We start from the raw sequence: 15083 nt of genomic DNA, 5'->3' as shown, positions 1-15083 counted from the left end.
GTCGCCGTCAAGTGGCGTGCGCGGATCTGGCTCCGCCAGTCCACTGCGCGACGCCCACGTCGAAAGCATCGCCGTCTTCGAACTAAGCTGAAGCTGGGGGCCCTAGGCGCGCGCAGCGCCGCCACCGTCAAGTGGCGTGCGCGGATCTGGCTCTGCCAGTCCGCTGCGCGAGCCCCCATGGGGGGCAGCCCCGGGAGGGGCGTGGGGGCCTCATCTACCCGAACATCATCCTCTTGAACCCCCGCCACGACAGCAGGCTGCCCGGCATGCGGCGCTCGTTCAGGATGTCGGACAGCCGGTCGGTCATGCGCTGGCTGTGCCGGGCACGCCAGATCACCAGGCTGACCAAGAACGGGTAGCGGTTGAAGCTGGCGGCTTTGCGGTACATCTCGAAGCGGGGGCGCAGGCCGTCCAGGCGGCGGCGATAGTCGGCAAGGACCGGGTCGTCCGCGCCATCGGGCGCCACCAGCAGGCTCTCGGCGGCAGCGATGCCAGTTTCCAGCGCCTTGCCGATGCCTTCACCGGTGAAGGCGTAAGTGGCACCAGCCGCCTCACCGGTCACCAGCACGCCGGGCGCTGCCCACTTTGCACCCCGCAGGTCGCAGCGCAGCGGCGCGCCCTTGAGCTCGCCCAGCACTTCGCCTTCGCGCATCAGGCGCGCGGCCAGCGGGTCGATCGCCAGGAAATCGTTGAACAACTCGCGTAGGTTGCGGGGCTTGTGCGGCGTGCTGTCGTCGCCGCGCAGGACGTGGCTGTCGAGCAGGCCGACGCCGATGTTGAACGTGCCGTCGGGTGCCGGGAAGATCCAGCCGTAACCGCCGCTCAGGCGCCGGTTCCAGACGAAGCGCAGGTTGGGGATCTCGTCGACCATGCCGGCGTGCCGCACATAGGTGCGCAGCGCCATCGCGCTGGGCGTGCGCCGCTCGCACAGGTTGGCGGCCAGCAGCGCAGCGGGCGCGGCCCCGGTGGCCAGCACGAGCCAGCGGCAACGGACCTCTTGCGTCGAGCCGGCATGGCCGAAGCGGGCGCCGACCACTCGACCGCTGTCGTCGTGCAGCGGGACGATGAAACGCGCCGGCGCCACCATGCGGGCGCCGGCCTCTACCGCGGCGGCACACAGCAGCGCATCGAACTCGCGGCGCGGCAGCACGGCCAGCTCGCCCGGCACGTCGATGAACCCACCGCTCGGGGCCACGCACTGCGCCGCCTTGGCGCGGTGGGCGAGCGCCATCACCCGCTCATGCACCCCGAGCCGGCGCAGCGCGGCGTGGGTGTCCGGCACCAGCCCGTCGCCGCAGACCTTGTCGCGCGGGAAGGCCTGTGCGTCGACCAGCACCACGTCGCGGCCGGCATGTGCGAGCAGGCGGGCGCAGGCGCTGCCGGCCGGGCCGGCGCCGACCACGAGCACCTCGCAACGCGCGGGCAGTGCGGCCAAGGGCTGGTTCCAGTCCGGGACATTCATCGTGAGAAAGGGCAGGCGAGCGGAAAGGGGTGGCGGCTTCCATTGTGCCGCCCGGCGTCAAAGAAAAAGGGCCCGCGCGGGGCCCTTGGTCTCGGCTTGGCGCGAGCCCGCGCCAACGATTGCTCAGTCGCTCTCGCCGCCGAAGATGCCCAGCAGGCTGAGCAGGCTCTGGAACACGTTGTAGATGTCCAGGTACAGCGCCAGCGTGGCGCTGATGTAGTTGGTTTCGCCGCCGTCGATCACACGCTTCAGGTCGTACACCATGAAGGCCGAGAACAGGCCGATGCACAGCACCGACATCGTCAGGAAGGCCGCGGTGGATTGCACGAACACGTTGATGATGCCGGCCACCATGATCACCAGCGCACCGACGAACAGGAACTTGCCCATGCCGGACAGGTCGCGCTTGATCACCGAGGCCAGCATCGCCATCGCGAGGAACACGCCGGCGGTGCCGCCGAAGGCCGTCATCACCAGTGCGCTGCCGTTCTTGAAGCCCAGCACCGCGGCCAGCAGCCGCGAGAGCATCAGGCCCATGAAGAAGGTGAAGGCGAGCAGCACGCCGACGCCGGCGGCCGAATGCTTGGTCTTCTCGATCGCGAACATGAAGCCGAACGCGCCGACCATGAACACGATCAGGCCGGCGACAGGGCTCATCGCGGCGACGACGCCGGTGGACACGCCAACCCAGGCGCCCAGCACCGTGGGGATCATCGACAGGGCCAGCAGCCAGTAGGTGTTGCGCAGTACGCGGTTGCGTTGCGCGGCCAGCGAGCCCGATCCGGCGACGCCGGTGTAGGTTTGCAGGCTTTCGTTCATGGAACCTCCGTTGATTGCAGTTGCGCCGAAGCGCACAGGTCAGACCGGTGAGCGCCGATTCTAGTTCCGCGCCCTGGGCGGCCGCGTGGCGCGAGGCGGGTGGAGGCAGCCGCTGGCTTGGACGTTCGGCGAGCTCCGGTTATACTTAGCGGGTTTACCCGAAAACACAGCCGCCCAGCGAAACTCCCCCTCACGGTTTCCTCTCGAGTCCTGCCCTAGCCTTCGATCCATCGAGGCGGTAGTGGGCCCGGGCTGGGTGCGCGAACACCGGAGTTTCCATTGTTGCCGCTTCCGTCTTCCCAGGTGTCCGAATCCCTGGTGCCCGTTGTGGCGCCCGCCATCCTGGCTCTCGCAGACGGCACGGTCTTTTCCGGCACCTCGATCGGCGCAGCCGGTCACACGGTCGGTGAAGTGGTGTTCAACACCGCGCTCACCGGCTACCAGGAAATCCTCACCGACCCCAGCTACTGCCGGCAGATCGTCACGCTGACGTACCCGCACATCGGCAACTACGGGGTCAACGCCGAGGATGTCGAGGCGTCCAAAGTCCATGCCGCCGGCCTGATCATCAAGGACCTGCCGGTCCGCGTGTCCAACTTCCGCCAGTCGCAAACCTTGTCGGGCTACCTGCGCGAGCAGGGCACGGTGGCGATCGCCGACATCGACACGCGCCGCCTGACGCGCGTGCTGCGCACGACCGGTGCCCAAAACGGCTGCATCGCGACCTTTGCCGAAGGCCACCGGGTCACCGAGGCCGAGATCGCCGACGCAGTGGCGCGCGCCAAGGCCGCGCCGAGCATGGCGGGGCAGGACCTGGCCAAGGTCGTCAGCGTCGATGCCGCCTACCCGTGGACCGAGACCGAGTGGAAGCTGACCCGCGAAGACGGCACGCCCGGCTACGGCAAGCTGGTCGACCCGAAATTCCACGTCGTGGCCTATGACTTCGGCGTCAAGCGCAACATCCTGCGCATGCTCGCCGAGCGAGGCTGCAAGGTCACGGTGGTGCCTGCGCAGACGCCGGCCGCCGAGGTGCTGAAGCACAAGCCCGACGGCATCTTCCTGTCGAACGGGCCCGGTGACCCCGAGCCTTGCGATTACGCGATCGCCGCCGTGCGTGAGCTGATCGACACCGGCATCCCGACCTTCGGCATCTGCCTGGGCCACCAGATCATGGCGCTGGCGTCGGGGGCCAAGACCTTCAAGATGAAGTTCGGCCACCATGGCGCGAACCACCCGGTGAAAGACCTGGACTCGGGCCGCGTGTCGATCACCAGCCAGAACCACGGTTTCGCGGTCGACGAGAAGACGCTGCCGGCCAACCTGCGCCCGACGCACGTGAGCCTGTTCGACGGCACGCTGCAAGGCCTGGCTCGCACCGACAAGCCGGCCTTCTGCTTCCAGGGTCACCCGGAAGCCTCCCCCGGCCCGCACGACATCAACTACCTGTTCGACCGATTCACAGCGCTGATGACCGAGAAGAAGGCGGAGAAGAACTAATGGCCAAGCGCACCGACATCAAGAGCATCCTCATCATCGGCGCCGGCCCGATCATCATCGGCCAGGCTTGCGAGTTCGACTACTCCGGCGCGCAGGCCTGCAAGGCGCTGCGCGAAGAGGGCTACAAGGTCATCCTGGTCAACTCGAACCCGGCGACCATCATGACCGACCCGGACACGGCCGATGTGACCTACATCGAGCCGATCACCTGGCCGGTGGTCGAGAAGATCATCGCGAAAGAGCGCCCCGACGCCATCCTGCCGACGATGGGCGGCCAGACCGCGCTGAACTGCGCGCTCGACCTGCACAAGCACGGCGTGCTGGCCAAGTACGGCGTCGAGATGATCGGTGCCAACGAGCACGCGATCGAGAAGGCCGAAGACCGGCTGAAGTTCAAGGACGCGATGACCAAGATCGGCCTGGGCTCGGCCAAGTCTGGCATTGCGCACACGATGGACGAAGCCTGGGCGGTGCAGAAGAGCATCCAGGCCGAAGTCGGGGGCTCGGGCTTCCCGATGGTCATCCGCCCCAGCTTCACGCTCGGTGGCACGGGCGGCGGCATTGCCTACAACCCCGAGGAATTCGAAGAGATCTGCAAGCGCGGCCTGGACCTGTCGCCGACCAACGAGCTGCTGATCGAAGAGTCGCTGATCGGCTGGAAAGAGTACGAGATGGAGGTCGTCCGCGACAAGGCGGACAACTGCATCATCGTCTGCTCGATCGAGAACCTCGACCCGATGGGCATCCACACCGGCGACTCGATCACCGTGGCCCCGGCGCAGACGCTGACCGACAAGGAATACCAGCTGCTGCGCAACGCGTCGATCGCGATCCTGCGCGAGATCGGCGTGGACACCGGCGGCTCGAACGTGCAGTTCTCGATCAACCCCGACACCGGCCGGATGATCGTGATCGAGATGAACCCGCGCGTGTCGCGCTCGTCGGCGCTGGCCTCCAAGGCCACCGGTTTCCCGATCGCCAAGGTGGCCGCCAAGCTGGCCGTGGGCTACACGCTCGATGAGCTGCGCAACGACATCACCGGCGGCGCCACGCCGGCCTCGTTCGAGCCCTCGATCGACTACGTGGTGACCAAGATCCCGCGCTTCGCGTTCGAGAAGTTCCCGGCCGCCGACTCGCACCTGACGACGCAGATGAAGTCGGTGGGCGAGGTGATGGCCATGGGCCGCAGCTTCCAGGAAAGCTTCCAGAAGGCGCTGCGTGGTCTCGAAACCGGCATCGACGGCCTGACCGAGCGCTCGACCGATCGTGAAGACATCATCCAGGAGATCGGCGAAGCCGGCCCCGAGCGGATCCTCTTCGTGGCCGACGCTTTCCGCATCGGCATGACGCTGGATGAGATCTTTGCCGAGACGGCGATCGACCCCTGGTTCCTGGCCCAGATCGAGCAGATCGTCTCGACCGAGAAGGCACTCGCGGGCCGCTCGCTGGAAAGCCTGAGCAAGGACGAATTGTTCTTCTTGAAGCACAAAGGCTTCTCGGACAAGCGCCTGGCCAAACTGCTGGGCACCAACCAGCACGAGCTGCGCGCCAAGCGCCACGCGCTGGGCGTGCGCCCGGTCTACAAGCGCGTGGACACCTGCGCAGCCGAGTTCGCGACGGAAACGGCGTACCTGTACTCGACCTACGACGAGGAGTGCGAGGCCGAGCCGACCGACAAGAAGAAGATCATGGTGCTGGGCGGCGGGCCGAACCGCATCGGCCAGGGCATCGAGTTCGACTACTGCTGCGTGCACGCGGCATTGGCGATGCGCGAAGACGGGTACGAGACCATCATGGTCAACTGCAACCCCGAAACCGTGTCGACCGACTACGACACCAGCGACCGCCTGTACTTCGAGCCGGTGACGCTCGAAGATGTGCTGGAGATCGTCGACAAGGAAAAACCGGTCGGCGTGATCGTGCAGTACGGCGGCCAGACGCCGCTGAAGCTGGCGCTGGACCTGGAGCGCGCGGGCGTGCCGATCATCGGCACCAGCCCCGATTCGATCGACGTGGCCGAAGACCGTGAGCGCTTCCAGAAGCTGCTGCACGAGCTGGGCCTGAAGCAGCCGCCCAACCGCACCGCGCGCACCGAAGAGGGCGCGATGGCGATGGCCCACGAGATCGGCTACCCGCTGGTCGTTCGCCCGAGCTACGTGCTGGGTGGCCGCGCGATGGAAATCGTGCAGGACGACAAGGATCTCGAGCGCTACATGCGCGAGGCGGTGCGCGTGAGCGAGAAGTCGCCCGTGCTGCTGGACCGTTTCCTCGACGATGCGATCGAGGTCGACGTCGACTGCATCAGCGACGGCCGCGACGTGATGATCGGCGGCATCATGGAGCACATCGAGCAAGCCGGCGTGCACTCGGGCGACTCGGCCTGCTCGCTGCCGCCGTACTCGCTGCCGCCGGCACTGCAGGACGAGCTTCGGCGCCAGACCGCGCTGATGGCGCGGGCGCTGAAGGTCGTCGGCCTGATGAACGTGCAGTTCGCGATCCAGGGCGAGGGCGACGAATCGATCGTCTACGTGCTGGAAGTGAACCCGCGTGCGTCGCGCACCGTGCCGTTCGTCTCCAAGGCGACCGGCCAGCCGCTGGCGAAGATCGCCGCGCGCTGCATGGCGGGCCAGAAGCTGGCCGACCAGCGCGGCAAGGACGGCAAGGCGCCGCGCGAGGTGATCCCGCCTTACTTCAGCGTGAAGGAGGCGGTGTTCCCGTTCAACAAGTTCCCGGGCGTCGACCCGATCCTCGGCCCCGAGATGCGCTCGACCGGCGAGGTGATGGGCGTGGCCTACAGCTTCGGCGAAGCGATGCTGAAGAGCCAGCTCGGCGCGGGCTCACGCCTGCCGGCCAAGGGCACGGTGGTGATCACGGTCAAGAACAACGACAAGGACCGCGCCGTCAAGGTGGCTGGTGACCTCGTCGACCTGGGCTATCAGGTGGTGGCCACCAAGGGCACCGCGGCGGCCATCGCGGCGGCCGGCGTGCCGGTGAAGCTGGTCAACAAGGTCAAAGACGGCCGGCCGCACATCGCCGACATGATCAAGGCCGGCGAGATCCAGCTCGTCTTCACGACGGTGGACGAAACGCGCACGGCGATTGCCGACTCGCGCTACATCCGCACCGCGGCGTTGGCGCACCGGGTGACTTACTACACGACGATGGCCGGCTGCGAAGCTGCCACCGAAGCGCTGAAGCACCAGGACGACCCGAACGTGCTGTCGCTGCAAGAGCTGCACGCGGCGTTGGGCTGATCCCACGGGGTTGGTGCGGGCTTGCAGCCCGCCCAATCTGCTCTAAACTTCCCTCCAAGCGCGCCAGTTGGCGCGTTTTCCTTTTTCCCACGAATTTCAGGGGTTTGCCGGCCTGCCCAGGGCTGCATCCGGCGAGTCCTGAGCGAAGGTATTTCCAGTGAGCACCATTCCTCTGACCACGCGCGGCGCCGAAAAGCTGAAGGAAGAACTGCAGCGGCTGAAGACCGTTGAGCGCCACGCGGTGATCCAGGCGATCGCCGAGGCGCGGGCGCAGGGCGACCTGTCCGAAAACGCCGAGTACGACGCGGCCAAGGACAAGCAAGGCTTCATCGAAGGCCGCATCCTGGAAATCGAAAGCAAGCTCGCCGCGGCGCAGATCATCGATCCGTCGATGCTCGACGCCGGTGGTCGCGTGGTCTTCGGCGCCACGGTCGAGCTCGAAGAAGAGGAATCCGGCGCCAAGGTGACCTACCAGATCGTCGGCGACGACGAAGCCGACCTGAAGCTGGGCCTGATCTCGATCAGCTCGCCGATCGCGCGCGCGATGATCGGCAAAGAGGCCGGCGACGTGGCCGAGGTGCGCGCACCCGGCGGCGTGAAGACTTATGAGATCGTGGCGGTGCGCTACCAGTGAGCCTGCTCGAGCGCGCGCGGCGGCTGCTGCCTGGCCTGTGGGCTGGCGCGCTGCTGTGCATCGCGCTGATCGCCACGCCAGCGGCGTTCGCCGCGTTGGCGTCACCAGATGCCGGCCGCGTGGTTGGCCGTATCTTTGTGCAAGAGGCCTATCTCAGCCTCGCGCTGGGCGTGTCGTGCCTGCTGCTCGAGCGGCGCGCAGCGAGCTCGTCGGACGGAAGCGCCCGCCTGTCTACGCCGATGCTGCTGGCCCTGGTGGCCGTGTTCTGCACCGTTGCCGGCTACTTCGGTCTTCAGCCGATGATGGCCGCAGCCAAGGCGGGCGAGGGCCGCTGGACATTCGGCCAGTTGCACGCCGTCAGCCTGGGCTTGTTCGGCGTGAAGACGCTGGTGGTGTTCGGGCTGGCCTGGCGCGCGGCGAGCGGCCCGGTGGCCGGCCCCGTCAGCCCTGCTGCGCCTTCTTCTTGACGCTGGTGGTCCGCACCTTGGCGCGTTTGATCTGGCCGCCGGCGGCGACCCGCTCGTTGCCGAAGACCTTGACCTTCTTGACCGTCGGCCGGTGGGTGCCGCTCTTGGAGAAGCTGACGATCTTCACGGTGCGCGGGCCGGGCATGCGGTCTTCTTTCTCGACCTTGGCCTTGGGCGGCAGCGGTCGCCACAGCACCAGCAGCTTGCCGATGTGCTGCACGGGCGCAGCGTTCAGCGTGTCGGCCAGTTGGGCCAGGGTGGCTTCACGGTTGGCGCGGTCGTCCGAGAACATGCGTACCTTGATCAGGCCGTGGGCCTTCAAGGCGGCATCGGTTTCCTTCACGATCGCGGGGGTCAGGCCCTCGGCGCCGATCATCACCACCGGGTCGAGGTGATGGGCCAAGCCCCGCTGTTCTTTGCGTTCGGCGGGTGTCAGAGTAATTGCAGGCATCCTTCTATTATCTCCGCCGCATGAAAATCAAAACGAAAAGCAAGAAGGTCAACAAGGCGTGGTTGCACGACCACATGAACGACCCCTACGTCAAGATGGCCCAGAAAGAGGGCTATCGGGCGCGTGCGGCCTACAAGCTGAAAGAGATCGACGAGGCGTTCAAGCTGATCCATCCCGGCCAGGTGGTCGTGGACCTGGGCGCCGTGCCCGGTGCCTGGAGCCAGTACCTGCGCCGGCGCTTTGCGCCCAAGGCCGCGGGTGTGGGCGGTGCCGCCACCGGTGAGCTCGACGGCACGATCATCGCGCTGGACGTGCTGGAGTTCGAGCCGATCGATGGCGTCCACTTCATCCAGGGCGACTTCCGGGAAGACGAGGTGATGCACCAGTTGGAGGCCGCTCTGGCCGGGAGGCCGGTGGACGTGGTGGTGTCCGACATGGCCCCCAACTTGTCCGGCATCGCGTCGGCGGATTCTGCGCGCATCGCGCACCTGGTCGAGTTGGCGGTCGATTTCAGTGTTCGCCATCTCAAGCCCGATGGCGCGTTGGTGGCCAAGGTGTTCCACGGCAGCGGCTACAGCCAGCTCGCAGAGCTGTTCAAGCGGCAGTTCCGCGTCGTCAAGCCGATCAAGCCCAAGGCGTCGCGCGATCGGTCGTCCGAAACCTTTTTGGTCGGAATCGGCTTGAAAAAGCCCTGAAATACGGGTGATGACTCGAAAAACCGGGCGTTTGGACGGTTCCGGCAGCCTTGACGGGGAACCCGTTCTGTCAGGATGGCGGGGTATTGAGTCGACTAGAATCAACCCTATATGCCTGGGGTGGCAGGTGGACTCATCCGCCTGAACATCCAACCAGGATCTCGCAAAGGAACCGCGGTGAACAATCAGTGGATTTCGAAGGTCGCCGTTTGGCTGGTGATCGCTTTGGTGCTGTTCACCGTCTTCAAGCAGTTCGACAAGCCGCGCACCAATGAACAGGTGACCTACACCCAGTTCATGGACGACGCAAAGCAAGGCCGCGTCAAGCGCGTCGAGGTGCAGGGCCGCCAGCTGAAGGTGACGCCGAACGACGGCCAACCCTTCACCATCTCGTCGCCCGGCGACCTGTGGATGGTCGGCGACCTGATGAAGTACGGCGTGCAGGTGTCCGGCAAGCCCGACGAAGAGCCCTCGCTACTGCAGACGCTGCTGCTGTCCTGGGGCCCGATGCTGCTGCTGATCGGCGTGTGGATCTACTTCATGCGCCAGATGCAAGGCGGCGGCAAGGGTGGTGCGTTCAGCTTCGGCAAATCGAAGGCCCGCATGCTGGACGAGGCCAACAACACCACCACCTTCGCTGATGTCGCGGGTTGCGACGAAGCCAAGGAAGAGGTCAAGGAACTGGTCGACTTCCTGAAAGACCCGCAGAAGTTCCAGAAGCTGGGTGGCCGCATTCCGCGCGGTGTGTTGCTGGTCGGCCCCCCGGGCACCGGCAAGACGCTGCTGGCCAAGGCCATCGCCGGCGAAGCCAAGGTGCCGTTCTTCTCGATCTCGGGTTCCGACTTCGTTGAAATGTTCGTCGGTGTCGGCGCGGCCCGTGTGCGCGACATGTTCGAGCAGGCCAAGAAGAGCGCCCCCTGCATCATCTTCGTCGACGAAATCGACGCTGTGGGCCGCCACCGTGGTGCCGGCCTGGGCGGCGGCAACGACGAGCGCGAGCAGACGCTGAACCAGATGCTGGTCGAGATGGATGGTTTCGAGACCAACCTCGGCGTGATCGTGATGGCGGCCACCAACCGGCCCGACATCCTCGACCCCGCGCTGCTGCGCCCGGGCCGCTTCGACCGCCAGGTCTACGTGACGCTGCCGGACATCCGCGGCCGCGAGCAGATCCTGAACGTGCACATGCGCAAGGTGCCGGTGGGCGGCGACGTCAAGGCCGACATCATCGCCCGCGGCACGCCGGGGTTCTCGGGTGCTGACCTGGCCAACTTGGTCAACGAGGCTGCGCTGTTTGCCGCTCGTCGCAATGGCCGGGTGGTCGAGATGATCGACTTCGAGCGCGCCAAGGACAAGATCATCATGGGCACCGAGCGCAAGTCCATGGTCATGGACGAGGAAGAGCGCAAGAACACCGCCTACCACGAAGCTGGCCATGCCCTGATCGCGCGCCTGCTGCCCAAGCTGGACCCGGTGCACAAGGTGACGATCATTCCGCGTGGCGGCGCACTGGGCGTGACGGTGTCGCTGCCCGAGAAGGACCGCTACAGCACCGACAAGATCATGATGCTCAGCCGCATCTCGATGCTGTTCGGTGGCCGCATCGCCGAAGAAGTCTTCATGAACCAGATGACGACCGGCGCCAGCAACGACTTCGAGCGTGCCACGCAGATTGCCCGCGACATGGTCATGCGCTATGGCATGACCGACTCGCTCGGCCCGATGGTCTATGCCGAAAACGAAGGTGAAGTGTTCCTGGGCCGCTCGGTGACCAAGACCACTAACGTGTCGGAAGAAACGATGCGCAAGGTCGACACCGAAGTGCGTCGCATCATCGACGAGCAGTACGCGATCGCCCGCAAACTGATCGAAGACCACCAGGACAAGATGCACGCGATGGCCAAGGCGTTGCTCGAATGGGAAACCATCGACGGCGAGCAGATCGACGACATCATGAACGACAAGCCGCCGCGTCCGCCGAAGGACTGGACGCCGTCCGCCAACCGCCCGGCCGGCGCCACGCCGCCGGTCAACCCGGACAGCGCGCCCGCCGCGGCCTGAGCCCGGCCCACACGGCTGCTTTCCTGATCAACGGGGCCACGGGGCCCCGTTGTGCTTGCTGCCCTCTTCGGACGACCTTCGTTTCACCGTGCCGCTGACTTGGCAGACTGCCCGCTTCACGATTGACCTCGCTGCGCGCCCACAGGTGATGGGTATCGTCAACGTGACGCCCGACTCCTTTTCGGACGGCGGCCACCACGCCGCCGCCAGCCAGGCCTGCGCCCACTGCGATCGCCTGGTGGCAGAAGGCGTCGACATCCTGGACATCGGCGGCGAGTCGACCCGCCCGGGCTCGGTGCCCCCGTCGTTGGCGGACGAACTGGACCGGGTGCTGCCCGTGGTGCGGCACGCGGTGACGCTGGGTGTGCCCGTGTCGGTGGACACCAGCCGCCCTGAGGTGATGGCCGCCGCACTGCAAGCCGGTGCCGACATCGTCAACGACGTGCGTGCGCTTCAATGGCCAGGGGCGCTGGCGGCCGTGGCTGCCCATGCCGGTGCCGGCGTGTGCCTGATGCACATGCATGGCGAGCCGGCCACGATGCAGCAAGCCCCACAGTACGAGGATGTGCTGGCCGAGGTGGCGGCTTTCCTCGGCCAACGCCTGAAGCAGGCCCTGGCCGCCGGGATCGCCGCCGAGCGCATCGTGCTCGACCCGGGTTACGGCTTTGGCAAGTCGCTCGAACACAACCTGGCGCTGTTCAGGGCGCAAGAACAACTGCTGGCGCTGGGCCCACCTTTGCTGGTGGGCTGGTCGCGCAAGGGCACTTTGGGCCAGCTGACCGGCCGGCCTGTGGACCAGCGCCTGCCTGCCAGCGTCGGCGCGGCCCTGGCGGCGGTGGCGCGTGGCGCTCGCATCGTGCGGGTGCACGACGTGGCCGCCACCGTCGACGCCCTGAAGGTCTGGAACGCCGCGGGCCTGGGCGCCGCTGCCTGACCGTTTTCACTGAGATCGAGATTCAAGAGGAGCACAAAAACATGACTCGCCAATATTTCGGCACCGACGGCATCCGCGGCACGGTGGGGCAAGACCCGATCACGGCCGACTTCGCGCTGCGGCTTGGCCATGCCGTCGGGCGCGTGTTGCAGCAGAGCTTGCAACGCCGCGGCAGCAAGCGTGCGCCGGCGGTGCTGATCGGCAAGGACACCCGCATCTCGGGCTACATGATGGAGTCGGCGCTGGAGGCGGGTTTTGCTTCGGCCGGGGTCGATGTGCTGCTGACCGGCCCGTTGCCCACGCCAGGCGTGGCCTACCTGACCCGCGCGCTGCGGCTGGACCTGGGCGTGGTGATCAGCGCGTCGCACAACGCGTTTCCCGACAACGGCATCAAGTTCTTCTCGGCCAAGGGCGAGAAACTGCCGGACGCCTGGGAACTGGCCGTCGAAGAGGCCTTGGCAGAGCCGCCGCAATGGGTGGATTCGGCCCGCCTGGGTCGCGCCCGCCGGCTGAGCGATGCGCAAGGCCGCTACGTCGAATTCTGCAAATCCACCGTCAGCGGTGAGCTGACGCTGAAGGGCCTGAAGCTGGTCATCGACGCAGCGCATGGGGCCGCCTACCAGGTGGCGCCGGCGGTGTTCCACGAGTTGGGTGCCGAGGTCATCAGCATCGGCTGCGCGCCGAACGGCACCAACATCAACGCCGGATTTGGCGCGACCGCGCCGCAGGCGCTGGTGGCCGCGGTCAAGGAGCATGGCGCCGACTATGGCGTGGCGCTCGATGGCGACGCCGACCGCCTGCAACTGGTCGACGCTGAAGGGCGGCTGTACAACGGCGATGAGCTGGTCTACCTGATGGCGATGGACCGCCGCGCGCAAGGCGAGCCGGTGCCGGGCGTGGTCGGCACGCTGATGACCAACATGGCGGTCGAGGTGGCGCTGGTCGGGCAGGGCATCGAGTTCGTGCGGGCCAAGGTCGGCGACCGCTACGTGCTCGAAGAGCTGGGCCGGCGCGGCTGGCTGCTGGGCGGTGAGGGCTCGGGCCACTTGCTGGCGCTGGACAAGCACAGCACCGGCGATGGCATCGTCAGCGCGCTGCAGGTGCTGCAAGCGGTCCAGCGCAGCGGACGCAGCCTGTCCGAGTTGCTGAGCGAGGTGGTGCTGTTCCCGCAGACGATGATCAACGTGCGGCTGGCCGATGGCTGCAACTGGGCCGACGACACGGCGCTGGCCCACGAGATCGAAGCGGTGAAGGCCGAGCTGGGCCGGTCGGGCCGGGTGTTGATCCGCGCCTCGGGCACCGAGCCGGTGTTGCGGGTGATGGTCGAGGCGCGCGAGGCGCAGCAGGCCAAGCAATTGGCGCAGCGCCTGGCCGACCTCGCCGCGGCGGCGCGATAGGCGCCTCGGTCGGCCGAAACAAGGCGGCGAAGACCGAAAAAGAAAGAAGAAGCCCGAAAAAGCCCCATGTCAGTTCTGTGACGGCCGGGTGACGGCTGTCGCGCGCCAAGGGCGGTCGACACCGCAGCCGACCCACCGTCACGGGGGCGTCACAAAACCTTCCTACAGTCCCGCTCGAGCCGAGCTGAGGGTGCGCTAACGCGCCGGCCGGACACTGAAGAAAGGTTTGACGACATGCTGACTTCCCTTGTTCGCCCCCTGTGGGTGGGTGTTGCCGCGATCGCGCTGACGCAAGCCGCTTTCGCCCAAGACGTGACCGGTGCTGGCGCCTCGTTCCCGGCGCCCATCTATGCCAAGTGGGCCGACGCCTACAACAAGGCCAGCGGGGCCCGCATCAACTACCAGTCGGTGGGCTCGGGCGCCGGCATCAAGCAGATCAAGTCAAAGACGGTCGATTTCGGCGCGTCGGACATGCCGCTGAAAGACGAAGAGCTGGCCGCGGATGGCCTGTTGCAGTTCCCCACGGTGATCGGCGGCGTCGTGCCGGTGATCAATGTCAAGGGTCTGGCCCCCGGCCAGTTGAAGCTCTCCGGCCAGGTGTTGGGCGACATCTTCCTGGGCAAGGTCACGAAGTGGAACGACGCGTCGATCGCCGCGCTGAACGCTGGCGTCGCGCTGCCCGATGCCGACATCGCCGTGGTGCGCCGCGCCGATGGCTCGGGCACCAGCTTCATCTTCACCAACTACCTGAGCAAGGTGAACGCCGAGTGGAAGGCCAAGGTCGGTGAAGGCACGGCGGTCAACTGGCCGACCGGCGCCGGCGGCAAGGGCAACGAAGGCGTGGCTTCGTATGTGCAGCGCCTGCCGAACTCGATCGGTTATGTCGAGTACGCCTACGCCAAGCAGAACAAGATGGCCCACGTGCTGCTGAAGAACAAGGACGGCGCTTTCGTCGCGCCGGACGACCTGAACTTCAAGGCCGCCGCCGCGAACGCCGACTGGTCCAAGACCTTCTACCAGGTGCTGACCGAGCAGCCGGGCAAGGACTCGTGGCCCCTGACCGGTGCCACCTTCATCCTGATGCACAAGGTGCAGGCCAAGCCCGAGCAGGCCACCACTGCGCTGAAGTTCTTCGACTGGGCCTACGCCAACGGCGACAAGATGGCCGCCGAGCTGGAATACGTTCCGCTGCCTGACTCGCTGAAGGCCTTGATCCACAAGCAGTGGGCCGACGTGAAGGACGGCGCGGGCAAGCCGGTCGCCTACAAGTAAGCCGCACGAGACTCGCCACGACGTCGAGTTGTTGCTGCCGCGCCCCGCGTGCCCTCGTGGCCGTGGGGCAGGCCGACGCCGCATGAAGGAGCGCAAGGTGACCGCTACACTGCCGGCCAGCCCCATTGCCAAAGAGCTGT

General features: G+C 66.6%; 12 protein-coding genes. 9 read left to right on the top strand and 3 right to left on the bottom strand.

Features of this window, described 5'->3' with window-relative positions:
* Positions 1-214: 214 nt before the first annotated feature.
* The gene (locus tag ACE3SG_RS02980) at positions 215-1462 is read right to left on the bottom strand and encodes an NAD(P)/FAD-dependent oxidoreductase (protein WP_374562483.1); all 1248 of its coding nucleotides are present in this window, start codon (positions 1460-1462) and stop codon (positions 215-217) included.
* Positions 1463-1585: 123 nt separating this feature from the next.
* On the bottom strand, positions 1586-2281 hold the full coding sequence (locus ACE3SG_RS02975) for a Bax inhibitor-1/YccA family protein (protein ID WP_374562481.1): 696 nt from the start codon (positions 2279-2281) through the stop codon (positions 1586-1588).
* Positions 2282-2596: 315 nt separating this feature from the next.
* On the opposite strand from ACE3SG_RS02975, the gene carA reads away from it, so the two are divergent.
* The 4 genes from carA (at position 2597) to ACE3SG_RS02955 (ending at position 8133) form a co-directional block, all read left to right on the top strand.
* Entirely contained in the window at positions 2597-3778 is a 1182-nt protein-coding gene (carA, locus tag ACE3SG_RS02970; RefSeq protein WP_374562852.1) for a glutamine-hydrolyzing carbamoyl-phosphate synthase small subunit, read from the top strand.
* A complete protein-coding gene (gene carB, locus ACE3SG_RS02965) occupies positions 3778-7032 on the top strand; it encodes a carbamoyl-phosphate synthase large subunit (protein WP_374562480.1) in 3255 nt (1084 codons plus the stop codon). The genes carA and carB overlap by 1 nt, the downstream gene beginning before the upstream one ends.
* Before the next feature lie 157 nt (positions 7033-7189).
* Positions 7190-7666 carry a transcription elongation factor GreA gene (greA, locus tag ACE3SG_RS02960; RefSeq protein ID WP_374562478.1) on the top strand — a complete coding sequence of 159 codons (477 nt, stop codon included), beginning with the start codon at positions 7190-7192 and terminating at the stop codon, positions 7664-7666.
* Positions 7663-8133, top strand: coding sequence for a DUF4149 domain-containing protein (locus tag ACE3SG_RS02955; protein WP_374562477.1), 471 nt, complete (start codon positions 7663-7665; stop codon positions 8131-8133). The genes greA and ACE3SG_RS02955 overlap by 4 nt, the downstream gene beginning before the upstream one ends.
* On the opposite strand, the gene ACE3SG_RS02950 is transcribed toward ACE3SG_RS02955, so the two are convergent.
* Complete coding sequence (locus ACE3SG_RS02950) at positions 8108-8584, bottom strand: YhbY family RNA-binding protein (protein ID WP_374562475.1); 477 nt, start codon at positions 8582-8584, stop codon at positions 8108-8110. The genes ACE3SG_RS02955 and ACE3SG_RS02950 overlap by 26 nt on opposite strands.
* A 20-nt stretch (positions 8585-8604) precedes the next feature.
* Between ACE3SG_RS02950 and ACE3SG_RS02945 the strand changes: the two genes are divergently transcribed.
* The 5 genes from ACE3SG_RS02945 (at position 8605) to pstS (ending at position 14943) form a co-directional block, all read left to right on the top strand.
* On the top strand, positions 8605-9279 hold the full coding sequence (locus ACE3SG_RS02945; protein WP_374562850.1) for an RlmE family RNA methyltransferase: 675 nt from the start codon (positions 8605-8607) through the stop codon (positions 9277-9279).
* A 177-nt stretch (positions 9280-9456) separates the two neighbouring features.
* Positions 9457-11340 (top strand): ATP-dependent zinc metalloprotease FtsH, encoded by a 1884-nt coding sequence (ftsH, locus tag ACE3SG_RS02940; RefSeq protein WP_374562473.1) that lies wholly within the window; start codon positions 9457-9459, stop codon positions 11338-11340.
* 148 nt (positions 11341-11488) lie between these two features.
* A complete protein-coding gene (gene folP, locus ACE3SG_RS02935; protein WP_374562471.1) occupies positions 11489-12274 on the top strand; it encodes a dihydropteroate synthase in 786 nt (261 codons plus the stop codon).
* Positions 12275-12315: 41 nt separating this feature from the next.
* The gene (gene glmM, locus ACE3SG_RS02930; RefSeq protein WP_374562469.1) at positions 12316-13671 is read left to right on the top strand and encodes a phosphoglucosamine mutase; all 1356 of its coding nucleotides are present in this window, start codon (positions 12316-12318) and stop codon (positions 13669-13671) included.
* A gap of 234 nt (positions 13672-13905) precedes the next feature.
* Positions 13906-14943 (top strand): phosphate ABC transporter substrate-binding protein PstS, encoded by a 1038-nt coding sequence (gene pstS, locus ACE3SG_RS02925; RefSeq protein WP_374562468.1) that lies wholly within the window; start codon positions 13906-13908, stop codon positions 14941-14943.
* The last annotated feature ends 140 nt before the right edge of the window (positions 14944-15083 follow it).

Source organism: Ideonella sp. (genome assembly GCF_041914305.1).
Taxonomy (GTDB): domain Bacteria; phylum Pseudomonadota; class Gammaproteobacteria; order Burkholderiales; family Burkholderiaceae_C; genus Ideonella.
Note: the sequence above shows the minus strand (reverse complement) of the source record. Positions and strands in the feature narration are given on the sequence as shown.

Excerpts from the sequence above, each read along its gene's own strand:
- ACE3SG_RS02945 (WP_374562850.1), top strand. The coding sequence starts at position 8,605 with ATGAAAATCAAAACGAAAAGCAAGAAGGTCAACAAGGCGTGGTTGCAC.
- glmM (WP_374562469.1), top strand. The coding sequence starts at position 12,316 with ATGACTCGCCAATATTTCGGCACCGACGGCATCCGCGGCACGGTGGGG.
- ACE3SG_RS02975 (WP_374562481.1), bottom strand. The coding sequence starts at position 2,281 with ATGAACGAAAGCCTGCAAACCTACACCGGCGTCGCCGGATCGGGCTCG.
- carB (WP_374562480.1), top strand. The coding sequence starts at position 3,778 with ATGGCCAAGCGCACCGACATCAAGAGCATCCTCATCATCGGCGCCGGC.
- folP (WP_374562471.1), top strand. The coding sequence starts at position 11,489 with ATGGGTATCGTCAACGTGACGCCCGACTCCTTTTCGGACGGCGGCCAC.
- ACE3SG_RS02950 (WP_374562475.1), bottom strand. The coding sequence starts at position 8,584 with ATGCCTGCAATTACTCTGACACCCGCCGAACGCAAAGAACAGCGGGGC.
- ACE3SG_RS02980 (WP_374562483.1), bottom strand. The coding sequence starts at position 1,462 with ATGAATGTCCCGGACTGGAACCAGCCCTTGGCCGCACTGCCCGCGCGT.
- pstS (WP_374562468.1), top strand. The coding sequence starts at position 13,906 with ATGCTGACTTCCCTTGTTCGCCCCCTGTGGGTGGGTGTTGCCGCGATC.